The sequence below is a fragment of the Paramagnetospirillum magneticum AMB-1 genome, assembly GCF_000009985.1.
GTDB lineage: Bacteria > Pseudomonadota > Alphaproteobacteria > Rhodospirillales > Magnetospirillaceae > Phaeospirillum > Phaeospirillum magneticum.
Window position 1 is genome coordinate 1,386,917 of record NC_007626.1, and the last position, 14,575, is coordinate 1,401,491.

Genomic DNA, 14,575 nt, shown 5'->3' on the forward strand with positions numbered 1-14,575 from the left:
GAGACCTATACCATCACCGGTGACAACGACAGCCAGGACGTGTTCCGCGGCGGCGCCGGCACCGACACCCTGGTGATGGGCTCGGGCAATGACGCTCTGTTCCTGGACGACGGCTATAGCGGCTCGCCCACCGGCGGCGCGCGCATCGACGGCATCGAGAGCATTGTGGCCGGCGAGGGCAACGACGGTGGTCGACCTGACGTCGAGCAAGTACACCTATGGCGACGTCACCATCGACGGCGGCGCCGGCAACGACGTACTGATGGGCAATGCCGGCAACGACGTCATCGACGGCGGCACCGGCAACGACGTGCTGTATGGCGCTTCGGGCAACGATACGCTGCGGGGCGGCGATGGCGCCGATACCCTGGACGGCGGCTATGGCGCCGACACCATCGACGCGGGCGCCGGCAACGACCTTGGCATCATCAAGGGCGGCCAGTCGGCGGGCGACAATTACGACGGCGGCACCGGCACCGACACGCTGCGCATCGACCTTTCCGGGTCGCAATACACCGCGGCGGTGCGCGCCGAGCTGCAGCAGTTCCAGTCCTTCATCGCCGATCCGGCCCATGCCGGCCAAAGCTTCCACTTCAACACCCTGGGTGTTGACGCCAAGAACTGGGAAAGCCTGAAGCTGACGGTGGACGGCCGCGACGTCTCGCTGGAGAACGCTCCGACGGTGACCAGCGCCACGGCGGTGAGCACCGACGAGGATCATTCGGGCGCCGGCCGCGTGGTCGGGACCGACCAGGACGTGGGCGACAGCGTGCGCTACCACCTGATGGATGCCAGCGGCAACCAGGTGGACAGCCTGTCGACCGCCCATGGCACGGTGACCATCAACTCGGCCACCGGCGAGTACACCTTCACCCCCAATGCCGACGCGCAGAGCCTGCGGGCTGGCGACGTGCAGACCGACAGCTTCAAGGTCGTGGCCACCGACGGCACCATGACCAGCGCGCCCTCGACCGTGGGCGTCACCATCACCGGCAGCAATGACGGCGCGGTGATCACCGGCACCAGCGTGGGCACGGTGGGCGAGGACGGTAACCGCTCGGTGACCGGCACGCTCAACGTCGCCGATGTGGATCAGGGGCAGGCCCATGTGACCGCCCAGACGGTGCAGACCGATCAGGGCACTTTCAGCATCGGCGAGAACGGCCAGTGGACCTTCCAGGTCAACTCGGGCAATGCCGACGTGCAGGCCCTGGGCGCCGGCGAGTCCATGACCAAGACCTTCGCCGTGGCCTCGGCCGATGGCACCGCACCCAGAACGTGACGGTGACCATCAACGGCGCCAATGACTCCGCCACCATCTCGGGCTCGACCACCGGCGCGGTGGCCGAGGACGGCAACGGCCGTGCCACCGGCACCCTCAACGTGGCCGACGTGGATCACGGTCAGGCCCATGTGACCGCCCAGACGGTGCAGACCGATCAGGGCACTTTCAGCATCGGCGAGAACGGCCAGTGGACCTTCCAGGTCAACTCGGGCAATGCCGACGTGCAGGCCCTTGGGGGCCGGCGAGTCCATGACCAAGACCTTCGCCGTGGCCTCGGCCGATGGCACCGCCACCCAGAACGTGACGGTGACCATCAACGGCGCCAATGACTCCGCCACCATCTCGGGCTCGACCACCGGCGCGGTGGCCGAGGACGGCAACGGCCGCGCCACCGGCACGCTGAGCGTCGCCGACGTGGATCACGGTCAGGCCCATGTGACCGCCCAGACGGTGCAGACCGATCAGGGCACCTTCTCCATCGGCGAGAACGGCCAGTGGACCTTCCAGGTCAACTCGGCCAATGCCGACGTGCAGGCCCTGGGSGCCGGCGAGTCCATGACCAAGACCTTCGCCGTGGCCTCGGCCGACGGCACCGCCACCCAGAACGTCAGCGTCACCATCACCGGCTCCAATGACGGCCCGACGGTGAGCGGCGCGGTGGGTCTCGGCCACACGGCCGAGGACAATTCCGTCACCTTCACCAAGGCGCAGCTGCTGGCCAACGCCCATGACACCGATGCCCACGACACCCTGTCGGTGAGCAACCTGTCGGCGGCCCACGGCAGCATCGTCGACAACGGCAACGGCACCTACACCTTCACGCCCACCGAGACTTTCAGCGGCCATGTGGATGTGAGCTATACCGTCAGCGACGGCCATGGCGGCACCACCACCGGTTCGGCGGCGCTGGACGTGGACGCGGTGGCCGACCGGGCCACGGTGTCGGTGGCCATCGGCGCCCCGGTGGAGACCCCCAACGGCAGCTTCACCGTCACCAATTTGGACAGCACGGCCTCGGCCGGCTACAACAACACCTATGGCTATTACGTCATGGACGACAGCGGCAACCCGACTTCGGGTGGCGTGATCTGGTCCAACGTGCATGCCTCGCCCGGCGCTTCGGTGACCATCAGCGGCGTCGATCCCGACCGGGTCGGCTTCTTCCTGATCCCCGACGGCGGCAGCCAGAATTCCGGCCTGGCCAATGGCGCGGCGCTGACCTTCTCCAAGGATGCGTCGGGCAACTGGCAGGCCAGCGACAGCGCCGGCCACGTGCTCTCGGGCGCCGGGACCAAGGTGCTGTTCGACAAGAGCGCGCTCAACGGCGACCACATGGTCCATAGCGAGGACACCAGCGCGGTGTCGGGCAACCAGAACTGGGAAGACCTGACCGGCGGCGGCGACCGCGACTACAACGACGTCAACATGTCGGTGACCTGGGGCAATGCGGCGCCGACGGCGACCCATCCGCTCACCGTCTCGGCCAGCTTCCCCGACATGGACGGCTCGGAAGGCCATGCGGTCAAAATCTCCGGCCTGCCCTCGGGCTCGACCCTGTATCAGAACGGCGTGGCCCTGGTGGCCGGCGCCGACGGCTCGTACTCCCTCAACCCGGCCCAGCTGGGCGGCCTGTCGGTCAAGACTCCGGCCGGCTTCAACGGCGACCTCAACGTCAACGTGACGGCGGTGGCCACCGACGGCACCAGCGTGGCCTCGTCCACCGCTTCGGCCACCGTGCATGACGACCTGTCCAACCACGGGCCGGATGCGGGCGACGCCACCTCGGTGCACGGCGCCATGGGCGCCACCATCACCGGCGCGGCCGGCGTCACCGATTCCGACGGCGACCACCTGTCCTATGCGGTGGGCACCGGCACCAGCGGACCGCAGCACGGCACCGTGGTGGTCAACACCGACGGCACCTTCACCTATACGCCCAGCGGCAATTACAGCGGCACCGACACCTTCAAGATCACCGTGTCGGACGGCCACGGCGGCACCGCCACCGAGACCGTCAACGTCACCGTGGAGAACGGCGCCCCGACGCTCACCACCGCCAACGCGGCGACGGCCAACGATCACAGCGCCGTCACCGGCCACGTCACCGGCTCCGACACCCCCGGCGACACCCTCAGCTACTCGCTGGTCGACGCCAACGGCAACCATGTCGGCAGCCTGGTCACCGACCACGGCACCGTCAGCATCAACGCCGCCACCGGCGACTACACCTTCACCCCTAACGCCGCCAACGCCAGCCTCGGCGTCGGCGCCTCGGTCACCGACAGCTTCAAGGTCGTCGCCACCGACAACCACGGCGCCGACAGCAACCTCGGAACCGTCGCCGTAACCGTCACAGGAAGCAATGACGGGCCGGTGGTGACCGGGGTGACCGGCGGTACCGGCAACGAGAGCATCACCAGCGCCCGTTCCGTGGTGACCGGCCATATCTCGGCGGGTGACGTGGATGCCGGCGACACGCTCTCCTACAGCGTCACCGACAACGCCGCCGCCGGCCATCACGGCACTCTGGCGGTCAACGCCAGCGGCGACTACACCTTCACCGCCTCGGACAGCAACTGGCACGGCACGGACAGTTTCACCGTCCAGGTGTCGGACGGCCATGGCGGCACGGTCAACCAGACGGTGGCCATCACCGTCAATGCCCAGGCCGACGCGGCGACCATCAATGCCCAGGACGCCAGCATGGCGGCGCAGTCGGGCGCGACTTTCACCGCCAGCGGCGGCTATGCCGAGGGTGGTTCGGGCTCGGACATCATCAACGGCAGCAGCGCCAACGATATCCTGTACGGCGACGACCCGTCGGGTGACACCGAGGTGACGGTCGCCCTCAACATCTCGGCCGCGGCGATTTCCGGTGAATCGGTGTCCTCCATCACCCTGTCGAACCTGCCGGGCGGCGCGGTCCTCAACCATGGCCACGACAACGGCGACGGCACCTGGACCCTGGCTCCCGGCGATCTCACCGGCCTTACCCTGACCTCGAACAACGGCATAGGCGGCACCGTCGACGTGGCGGTGACCACCCTGGACGGCACCAGCACGGCGGTGACCAACAGCTCGTTCAACGTCTCGTTCTCGGGCGGGTTCAACGACACCATCACCGGCGGCGTCGGGGCCGACACCATGTATGGCGGCGCGGGCAACGACACCTTCAAGGTGTCGGGCGCCAGCGAGAGCACCGGCGACATCTATGACGGCGGTTCGGGGACGGATACCGTCCTGGGCAGCTCGGGCAACGACGTCATCTCGGTGACCAGCAATCTCGGCAACATGCGCTCCATCGAGGTGATCGACGGCGGTGCCGGCACCGACACCCTGCTGGCCGGGTCGGGCAACGACTATCTCGACTTCTCCGGCACCACCATCCGCGGGGTCGAGGTGATCGATACCGGCGCCGGCAACGACGTGATCACCGGCTCGGCCGGGGCGGACACCATCCTGACCGGCACCGGCGACGACACCGTGGTGGCCATCGGCGGCCAGACGGCGGGCGATGTCTATGACGGCGGCGCCGGCACGGATACCCTGAACGTCGACCTGACCCCGGCCCAGTACACCACGGCGGTGCGGCTGGAACTGATGAGCTTCGCCAGCTTCGTCGACAACCCAGCCAATGCGGGCAAGAGCTTCACCTTCCAGAGTCTGGGCGGCCTCAAGGCCACCAATTTCGAGGATCTGCGGGTGACGGTGGACGGCAATGACGTCGACCTCAACCACCCGCCGCAGGTGACCAGCGTCGAAAGCAACTATACCGCCGGCCATGCCGACGGCGTGGTGCACGCCACCGATTCCGATGGCGACACCATGAGCTACTCGTTCGGCACCAACACCAACGGGACGCCCATCACCTCCATGGCGACGGCGCACGGCACCGTCACCATCGACAGCTCGACGGGCGAGTACCACTTCACCGCCTCGGATGCCAACTTCAAGGGCACCGACACTTTCAGCGTCACCGTCAAGGACGGCATGGGCGGCACCACCACCCAGAAGGTCAACCTGGACTTCAATCCGGGCGACGACGCCACCGTGGTCACCGGCCCGACCAGCCTGGGCGGCAGCGACGAAGATACCCAGACCTTCATCCGCACCGACCAGTTGCTGGCCAACGCCACCGACGTGGACAATACCCTGCATGTGGCCAATCTGTCGGCGGTGGATTCCCACGGCGCCGTGGTGGGAAGCTTCGTGCACGCCGTGGATGCGGACGGGCATGATGGCTATGCCTTCACCCCCAATGCCAATTTCGCGGGCGATGTCACCGTCAATTACGATGTGGTGACCGACACGGGCATCGCCACCCACACCAGCGGTTCGCTGCATGTGGATGCGGTGGCAGATGCGGCGACCTTCGATGCCACCATCGGCTCCAACGGCGTCTCGGTGGCCCATCTGGGCAATGACAGCAAGGTGGTCAACCTGTTCGTCAACGACACCAGCAGCGGCACCGCCGGCTTCGACATCTACCTGGGTGGCACCAATATCGGCCACTACACGGTGGGGCGCAGCTATAGTTCCGACAAGTCGGTGTCGCTGACCCTGACCGACGCGCAGCACACCCAGTTGCTGAACGGCGCCGACATCAAGATCGTGGACAATGACGGCTACAACACTCGCGACGTCCTGGTGGACAGGATCCAGGTGGACGGCCTGACCTTCCAGGCGGAAAACGGCATCCTGTCGGGGGCCAGCACCACCAGCGGCTATTACGGCGTCTCCAGCGAGACCTATGCCCGCCTGAACAACGTGGGATCGTCGGTGACCTTCGACTTCGACTCGTCGGTCAGCCATACGTCCAGCGGCTATCATGTGGATCTCGCCGGGCATCTCAATGATACCGACGGGTCCGAGACGCTCAGCTATCACATCGATGCCATGACCACCGGTGCGTCCCTCAGCTACACCGGCAACGAGGGCACCCTGGTCCACAACACCGACGGCAGCTGGGACTTCAACGTCGACGCCTCGCATTACGACGGCGCCGTGTCCCTGAACCTCAACGTGGCCAACGGTACCGCCGGTTTCGATGTCCACGTCACCGCCAACGCCACCGAGACCTCCAACCTGGACGTGGCCGGTGTCGGCGATACCGTCCATTGCGACGGCGCCATCGGCGGGGCCGGCGCCATCCCCGGCATCACCCTGGTGGGCAATGCCGGCAATGACGACATCATCGGCACCAACGGCAACGACCTGTTGCTGGGCGGCAAGGGCGGCGCCACCTACCGCTTCTCGGGCGGCGGTTGCGGCTCGGGCGGCGGCTGGTCCATCGTCCAGTCCGACACCAACGACGTGATCAGTGCCGGAGCCGGCGACGACGTGATCTACGGCGACGCCAGGCTGGTGAACGGCAACATCCAGATCACCGGATCGGGCAACGACGTCCTCGATGGCGGATCGGGCAACGACCAGATCCATGGCGGTGCCGGCAACGACACCATCATCGGCGGCACCGGCGACGATGTGATGTTCGGTGACCAGGGCAACGACACCTTCCTCTTCGACTTCGGCTTCGGCCATGACGTGGTGGACGGCGGCCGCGGCTCCAATTGGACCGATACCCTGGATCTCACCCATGACAACCAGATATCGTCGGTCAACATCGAGGGTGTGTCGGGCTGGGCGGTGTCGGTGGATGCCCAGGGCCATCACGTGGCCCAGGCCACCAACGGCGCCCACGATGCCAACGGCACCATCGTCGTCACCAATCACGACGGCAGCCAGGACACCATCGAGTTCCACAACGTGGAAAAAGTGGTCTGGTAGTCCCAGGATCGGGGTTAGGATCGGGGGCCGTCCTGCGGGGCGGCCCCTTTTTCATGGGAGAGCGGCCAGGGTGGCGAGCATCGGGCGATATACGGTCATCCGGCCCTTGATCGAGACGGCCTTTTCCCGCCTGATCCTGGCCTCGGACGAAGCGCTGGGGCGCCCGGTGGTGATCAAGATCTTCGCCGTGGACCTCGCCAGGCCCGAGCCGCCGTTCAGCCGGAGCGAATGGCTGGGGCGCTTCGTCGCCGAAGGGCGGATCATGGCCTCCCTGGATCACATCAATGTCCTGCCGGTGCACGAGATCGGCCGCCAGCCGGACGGCACGCCCTATCTGGTGCTGCCGTTCATGCGGGCTAATCTGCCGCGCCTGATCGGCTTTGACACGGACGAGCCGGGGATGGCCGAGGACGAGCGGCCGCAGCGTCTAGGTCATGCGGTGGCTCTGCCCATCCTGTTTCAGGTCCTGTCGGCCCTGGCCTATCTTCATGGGCGCGGGATCATTCACCGCGACATCAAGCCGGCCAATATCCTGCTGACCGCGCGTCAGGGCGGAGTGGCCAAGCTTTGCGATTTCGGCATGGCGCGACGGGGCGTCGGAGCAGATGCCGCGCCCAGGGCGTGGTTCGGAACCCTCGACTACATCAGCCCGGAACAGCGCGACGGCACCGGAGCGGTCGACGGGCAGGCCGACGTGTATTCCACGGCGGCCATGGCCTATCGACTGCTGGGCGGGCGATTGCCGGGGGATGAGAGCCGTCCACCCTTGCCGGAGCTTGCGCCCGACCTACCTGCCGGCCTGCGTGACTGGGTCGCCGCAGCCCTCGATCCCGACCCGGCCAAACGGCCGACCGCCGAACAATCGGTCCTCTGGATCCGGAGCCTTCTGGGGCGGTAGAGGGCCGCCGACGACCGTATCGGGTCTTATGGCCCGGCCCATCCGGGGCGAGGGTCCCGTTTTTATTCCACCGTGACGCTTTTCGCCAGATTGCGGGGCTGATCCACGTCGGTGCCCTTGGCGACGGCCACGTGATAGGCCAGCAACTGCACCGGAATAGCGTAGAGGATGGGTGCGACCACCGGGTCGACGGAGGGCAGGGCCATGGAGGAGAAGACCTTGGCCGACAGGCGGTCGATGCCTTCCCGATCGGAGAAGAACACCACGCGGCCGCCGCGGGCCACCACTTCCTGGACGTTGCTGGCCGTCTTCTCGTAAAGCTCGTCGGTCGGGCAGATGACGATGACCGGGACCGAATCGTCGATCAGCGCGATGGGGCCGTGCTTGAGCTCGCCGGCGGCATAGGCCTCGGCGTGGATATAGCTGATTTCCTTGAGCTTCAGCGCGCCTTCCAGGGCGATGGGATAGCCGGTGCCACGCCCGAGATAGAGCACGTCGCGGGCCTCGGCGATGCCCTGGGCGATGACGCGGATGTCGTCGTCGCGCCGCAGCACTTCGGCGATGCGGGCGGGGATTTCCGACAGCGAGCGACAGATATCGGCCTCGGCCTCCGCCGACAGGGCGCCGGTGGCGCGGCCCATGCCGATGGCCAGGCAGGCCAGCACAGTCAGCTGGGTGGTAAAGGCCTTGGTCGACGCCACGCCGATCTCGGGGCCGGCCATGGTCAGCAGGGCGGCCTCGGATTCGCGGGCGATGGTGCTTTCCGGCACGTTGACCAGGGACAGGGTGTGCTGGCCATGCTCGCGGCAATAGCGCAGAGCAGCCAGGGTGTCGGCGGTCTCGCCCGACTGGGAGATGAAGATGGCCAGGCCATCGGCCTCCATGGGCGGGCAGCGGTAGCGGAACTCGGAGGCGATATCCACTTCCACCGGCAGGCGGGCCAGCTTCTCGATCCAGTACTTGGCCACCGAACCGGCGTAGAACGAGGTGCCGCAGGCGATGATCCGCACCCGCTTCACCGCCGCCAGATCGAAGGGCAGCCGGGGCAGGGTGATGGTGCGGTCGGCCGGGTTCAGCATGGTGTTGAGCGCGTTGCTCACCACTTCGGGCTGCTCGAAGATTTCCTTGAGCATGAAGTGGCGGTGCTCGCCCTTGCCGATCATGGCGCCCGAGAACTGGGTCTGGCGCACCTCGCGGGTGACGGTGGCGCCGGTGCGGTCGCGGATGACCACGGTCTCGGCGGTCAGCACCGCCCAGTCGCCATCGTTGAGATAGGCGATCTTCTGGGTCAGCGGCGCCAGCGCCAGGGCGTCCGAGCCCAGATACATCTCGCCCGCGCCATAGCCGATGGCCAGCGGCGAGCCCTGCCGCGCCGCGATCATCATGTCGGGCCGCCCGGCGAAGACGATGCCCAGGGCGAAGGCGCCCTGCAGACGCTCCAGGGCCTTGGCGGTGGCGTCCTCGGCCCCCATGCCCTGGGCGAGATGATAGTCGATGAGCTGGGCCACTGCCTCGGTGTCGGTGTCGCTCTCGAACACCTGGCCCTTGGCCGACAGTTCGGCCTTCAACTCGTGGAAGTTCTCGATGATGCCGTTGTGCACCACCGCCACCCGCTTGGTGGCATGGGGGTGGGCGTTGCGCTCGTTGGGCACGCCGTGGGTGGCCCAGCGGGTGTGGCCGATGCCGATCAGCCCGCCCACCGGCCGGGTCTTCAGCAGGGCTTCGAGATTGGCCAGCTTGCCTTCGGCGCGGCGGCGCTCGATCTGGCCGTCCACCAGGGTGGCGATGCCCGCCGAGTCATAGCCGCGATATTCCAGGCGCCGCAATCCCTCCACCAGGAGGGGGGCCGCTTCCACTTTGCCGATGATTCCGACGATGCCGCACATGGCGTCTAGTCCTTCTTCGCTTTCTTGGCGGCTTGCTGGGCGCGGAAGCGCTCGGCCCAGCCCTTCAGCTCCATCTGCGAGCCGCGCGCCACCGCCAGCGCGCCTGGAGTCACTTCCTTGGTGATCACCGAGCCGGCGCCGACCACGGCACCGTCGCCCACCTTCACCGGCGCGACCAGCGAGGTGTTGGAGCCGATGAAGGCCCCCGCGCCGATATCGGTGAACGACTTGTTGAAGCCGTCGTAATTGCAGGTGATGGTGCCGGCCCCCACATTGGCGCCGGCCCCGACGCGGGCATCGCCCACATAGGCCAGATGGTTGATCTTGGCGCCGGCTTCGACCGTGGCCTTCTTGACCTCGACGAAATTGCCGATATGGGCGCCTTCGCCGATTTCGGCGCCGGGGCGCAGCCGCGTGAAGGGGCCGGCGGCTACGCCCGCCTCGACCATGCAGCCCTCGAAATGGCAAAAGCCCTTGATCTCCACGTTGTCGCCCACGGTGACGCCGGGGCCGAACACCACATGCGGCCAGATGGTGACGTCGCGGCCGATTTTGGTGTCCCACGAGAACCAGACGGTGGCGGGGTCGATCAGGGTGGCGCCGTTATCCATGGCGGCCTCGCGCAGGCGGGCCTGGACCAGGGCTTCGGCCACCGCCAGTTCCGATCGGGCGTTGACGCCCAGCAGCTCGGCCTCGTCGCCCTCCACATGGGTGCAGGTGGCGCCGTCGGCGCGGGCCAGGGCGACGATGTCGGTCAGATAGTACTCACCCTTGGAGTTCTTGTTGTCGACCCGCTCGATCAGGCTCCAGAGACGATTGCCGTCGATGGCCATGACGCCGGAATTGCACAGCGGATTCTCGCGCTGGTCGGGGGTGGCGTCGCGGTATTCGACGATGGCCTTCAGCCCTTCGGCACCCACCACCAGGCGGCCGTAATGGCCGGGGTCCTGAGGCTTGAAGCCCAGCACTACCACCGCCGGGTCACGGGGACCCCGGCGCTCGGCCAGCATGCGCTCCAGCGTGGCGCGGGTGATCAGCGGCGTGTCGCCGTAAAGCACCAGCACGTCGCCGTCGAACTGCCCCAGCGCCGCCTTGGCCTGCAACACGGCATGGCCGGTGCCCAGCCGGTCGGCCTGGATGACAGTGGGGAAGGGGGCGACGGTCTTGCCGACCAGCTCCATGTCGGGTCCGACCACCACCACCATGCGGTCGGGCGAAAGCCCCGACACGGTGTCGAGCAGATGGCTCACCATGGGCCGTCCCGCCAGCGGGTGCATCACCTTGGGGAGCGACGACTTCATGCGCGTGCCCATGCCGGCGGCAAGGACGATGACGGCGAGCTTGCTGGAAGCCATGATGCGGGCTGGACCCAATCTGTTGCGGTTGTGGCCGGAAGGTGCCACAAAAGGCCCGAGTGGGCCAAGTCAATCTTTGTTTCGGAAGGTTTCAATGGGCATGGGATTGCAGGCGGTGCTGTTCGACCTGGACGGCACCCTGATTCATTCGCTTCCCGATCTGGTGGCGGCGGTCAACCGGTTGCTGGCCTCCGAGGGGCGAGGGGCTCTGGACGACCGTACGGTGATGTCCTTCGTGGGCGACGGAGCGGGGACGCTGGTGATGCGGGCCTTCACCGCCACCGGCGGCATGCCGGGCCCGAAGGTGGAGCCTTACCTCGATCGTTTCCTGGCCGATTACGAGCCGCGCTCGGCGGAGAGCACCCGGCCTTGGCCCGGCGTGCCGGAGACCCTGGCGGACCTGAAGGCGGCCGGCCTGACCCTTGCCGTGTGCACCAACAAGCCGTCCCGCGCCACCGCCGAGATTCTGGCGGCCTTGGACCTGGGGCGCTGGTTCGACCTGGTGGTGGGGGCCGATGACGCTCCGGCCATCAAGCCAGATCCCGCGCATGTCACCTGCATCCTCGACCGCCTGGGCGTGGCCGCCGACCGGGCGGTGATGGTGGGGGATTCCGCCAACGACATCGTGTCGGCGCGGGCGGCGGGCGTGCGCAGCGTGGCCCTCTCCTTCGGCTATTGCCACGGGCCGGTGGCCGAATTGGGCGCCGACTGGGTTATCGATGATTTTCGCCAGCTTTCCCCCTTGCTGCTGGGCCGGCGGCCGCCGGTTTCGTGACAATTCGATGCAGCGCCACGGCCTCAGCCCTCTTGCGTTGAAAGTGGTTCGAGGCCATGCTCCTTGCAGCCGTTTTTTGGGGGCACCGTGGTCGAGGCTAAAGGGAAATCGCCGCAGCGGCGGGTGGAGGAGCTGTCGCAGCAGGTGGAGCGTCTCTCGCTCTATCAGGCCGTGTTCGATAATGCCTTCGAAGGCATGTTCGCCACCGATGCCGCCAATCGCATCATCGCGGTCAATCCCGCCTTTACCGCCATCACCGGCTATGCGGCCGAGGAAGCCATCGGCAACGATCCGCGCATGCTCAGCTCGGGCTTCCATGACCCCGCCTTCTACCAGGAGATGTGGGATCAGCTTTCCACGACCGGCCAATGGCAGGGTGAAGTCGTCGACCGCCACAAGGACGGCCGTCCGGTGCGGCTGTGGCTGTCCATCACCTCCCAGCGCGGCGCCGACGGCAAAGTGGCGCGCCGTATCGCCGTATTCCGCGACGTCACCGAGGCGCGCGAGACCGCAGAACAGCTTTGGCAGCGCAGCAATTTCGACCCGCTGACCGAATTGCCCAACCGCAACCTGTTCCTCGACCGCCTGCTGCAGGCCCTGGTCCTGGCGGGTCGCGAGGGCTCCAAGGTGGCCATGCTGTTCATCGGCCTGGACGGCTTCAAGAACATCAACGATTCCCTGGGCCACTGGATCGGCGACAAGGTGTTGCAGGAGGCGGCGCGCCGCTTCCAGAACTGCCTGCGCCAGGGCGATACGGCGGCGCGCTTCGGCGGCGACGAGTTCACCGTGGTGCTGTCGGGCGTGCGGGCCACCGCCGAGGTGGAGGCGGTGATCCGCTCTGTTCTGGAGGTGCTGCAGGAGCCTTTCGTGGTCGAGCATCACCACATCCTGATCTCGTGTTCCATCGGTGTCTGCATGTGGCCCGGCGACGGCGAGGACGTGGATTCGCTGATGCGCAACGCCACGGCGGCGCTGCAGCAGGCCAAGCAGGCCGGCCGCAACACCTTCCGCTTCTTCACTCCAGCCATGGACGCTCGCGCCCAGGCCCGCTCGCGCCTGGCGGACGAGCTGTCCGGGGCATTGTCCCAGGGCGAGTTCCATCTGGTGTTCCAGCCACTGGTGGACGTGAAGTCGGGCAAGGTCAACGCGGCCGAGGCGTTGCTGCGCTGGCACAACCGCTATCTCGGTGTGGTCAGCCCCGACCAGTTCGTGCCGTTGGCCGAGGAAATCGGCCTGATCCGCCCCATCGGCGAATGGCTGCTGACCGCCGCTTGCCGCGAGGCGCTGGTCTGGCAGGGCATGGGGCTGGGCGAGATCAATATCGCCGTCAACATTTCGCCGCGCCAGTTCCAGCAGGGCGACATCGTCGGCATCATCCGCCGCGCCCTGGAAGACACTCGTCTGCCGCCCTGGCTGTTGACCATCGAGATCACCGAGGGGCTGCTGCTGTCCAACGGCGAGGAGATCCTGGCCAAGATGGAGGCCATCCGCACGCTGGGCGTCAGCCTGTCGGTGGATGATTTCGGCACCGGCTATTCCTCGCTGTCCTACCTAAAGAGCTTCCCGGTGGATGTGCTGAAGATCGATCGCTCGTTCATCGCCGACATGGGCGATCACAGCGACGACGCCACCATGGTCGAAGCCATCATCGCGCTGGGCCACTCCCTTCATCTCGAAGTGGTGGCCGAGGGGGTGGAGACCAAGCAGCAGCTGGACTTCATCACCGCCCAGGGCTGCGACGTGGCCCAGGGCTATTACTTCTCGCCGCCGCTCAGCGGGCCGCGGTTCCGCGAGTTCGTGCTCGAACGCCTGGGCCTGCCCGAGCCCGAAGGGATGGCCGGCGTGGCGCCCCACGGTGTCCGGGTGCTGTTCGCCGATGATGTGGAACTGGTACGGCTGGTGTTTCGCGACTTCCTCGAAGGCACCGGCTGCGTTATCGACGAGGCCGCCGACGGAACCCAGGCCATCGCCAAGGCCACCGCCGTGCGCAAGGACGGAGGCAACCGGCACCAGTTGATGGTGTTCGATCTGTGCATGCCCGGCGTGGATGGCTTCGAGGTGGCCAGGGCCGTCCGGCTGTTCGAGGCCGCCAACCACCTGGACCCGGTGCCGCTGATCGCGCTGACCGTCGACGATTCCGAGGAGAGCCGGGAGAGGGCGCGGCAGGCCGGATTCGACCGCTTTCTCACCAAGCCCATCGCCCGGTCGGAATTGCTGGCCGCCATGGCCGAGATGCTGCCGGCCGCCAATACCGACATGGCTCCGGCCGATGGCAGCCTGACCGCCGGACTGAACATTCCCACCGGTCTCGAGCATCTGCTGCCCACCTTCATGGCCGAGATGCTCAAGGACCAGCAGACCCTGCGCAGCCTGGCCGAGGGGCGGGACCGCGCTGCCCTGGCCGATCATGCCCATGCCATGCGCGGCAAGTGCGGCATGTTCGGCGAGGAGGTGCTCTACTCGCTGCTGGGGGATCTGGAAAGCCTGGCGCCGCTGGGCGACCGGGGGGAAATCACCCGTCTGGTCGCCAAGGTCGTTGAACGGGTCGGCCGCCTGTAGCACCATGGATCCCGATCCGGGACCCAGGGG

General features: G+C 67.1%; 8 protein-coding genes. 6 read left to right on the forward strand and 2 right to left on the reverse strand.

All coding sequences use genetic code 11. The features are described from left to right. Positions 1-262: 262 nt before the first annotated feature. The 4 genes from AMB_RS25010 to AMB_RS06495 all read left to right on the forward strand — a co-directional run bounded on the left by AMB_RS25010 (position 263) and on the right by AMB_RS06495 (position 7,970). Positions 263-1,282 (forward strand): VCBS domain-containing protein, encoded by a 1,020-nt coding sequence (locus AMB_RS25010; RefSeq protein WP_158303938.1) that lies wholly within the window; start codon positions 263-265, stop codon positions 1,280-1,282. Positions 1,283-1,284: 2 nt separating this feature from the next. Continuing rightward, positions 1,285-1,614 (forward strand): VCBS domain-containing protein, encoded by a 330-nt coding sequence (locus tag AMB_RS26735; RefSeq protein WP_158303939.1) that lies wholly within the window; start codon positions 1,285-1,287, stop codon positions 1,612-1,614. After that, positions 1,535-7,072 carry a tandem-95 repeat protein gene (locus tag AMB_RS06490; RefSeq protein WP_158303940.1) on the forward strand — a complete coding sequence of 1,846 codons (5,538 nt, stop codon included), beginning with the start codon at positions 1,535-1,537 and terminating at the stop codon, positions 7,070-7,072. Before AMB_RS26735 ends, AMB_RS06490 begins: the two co-directional genes overlap by 80 nt. A 70-nt stretch (positions 7,073-7,142) precedes the next feature. Then, on the forward strand, positions 7,143-7,970 hold the full coding sequence (locus tag AMB_RS06495; RefSeq protein ID WP_050750649.1) for a serine/threonine-protein kinase: 828 nt from the start codon (positions 7,143-7,145) through the stop codon (positions 7,968-7,970). Positions 7,971-8,032: 62 nt separating this feature from the next. Here the strand turns inward: AMB_RS06495 and glmS are convergent, their stop codons facing one another. Together glmS and glmU are read right to left on the reverse strand one after the other, a co-directional pair. Beyond that, on the reverse strand, positions 8,033-9,856 hold the full coding sequence (gene glmS / locus AMB_RS06500; protein WP_011383691.1) for a glutamine--fructose-6-phosphate transaminase (isomerizing): 1,824 nt from the start codon (positions 9,854-9,856) through the stop codon (positions 8,033-8,035). Positions 9,857-9,861: 5 nt separating this feature from the next. Then, entirely contained in the window at positions 9,862-11,211 is a 1,350-nt protein-coding gene (gene glmU, locus AMB_RS06505) for a bifunctional UDP-N-acetylglucosamine diphosphorylase/glucosamine-1-phosphate N-acetyltransferase GlmU (protein WP_043743620.1), read from the reverse strand. A gap of 94 nt (positions 11,212-11,305) precedes the next feature. On the opposite strand from glmU, the gene gph reads away from it, so the two are divergent. Beyond that, complete coding sequence (gene gph, locus AMB_RS06510) at positions 11,306-11,986, forward strand: phosphoglycolate phosphatase (protein WP_043743622.1); 681 nt, start codon at positions 11,306-11,308, stop codon at positions 11,984-11,986. Positions 11,987-12,073: 87 nt separating this feature from the next. Next, positions 12,074-14,545, forward strand: a complete 2,472-nt coding sequence (locus AMB_RS06515; protein ID WP_231849004.1) for an EAL domain-containing protein — start codon at positions 12,074-12,076, stop codon at positions 14,543-14,545. Positions 14,546-14,575 lie beyond the last annotated feature (30 nt).

Excerpts from the sequence above, each read along its gene's own strand:
- glmU (WP_043743620.1), bottom strand. The coding sequence starts at position 11,211 with ATGGCTTCCAGCAAGCTCGCCGTCATCGTCCTTGCCGCCGGCATGGGC.
- glmS (WP_011383691.1), bottom strand. The coding sequence starts at position 9,856 with ATGTGCGGCATCGTCGGAATCATCGGCAAAGTGGAAGCGGCCCCCCTC.
- AMB_RS25010 (WP_158303938.1), top strand. The coding sequence starts at position 263 with ATGGGCAATGCCGGCAACGACGTCATCGACGGCGGCACCGGCAACGAC.
- gph (WP_043743622.1), top strand. The coding sequence starts at position 11,306 with ATGGGCATGGGATTGCAGGCGGTGCTGTTCGACCTGGACGGCACCCTG.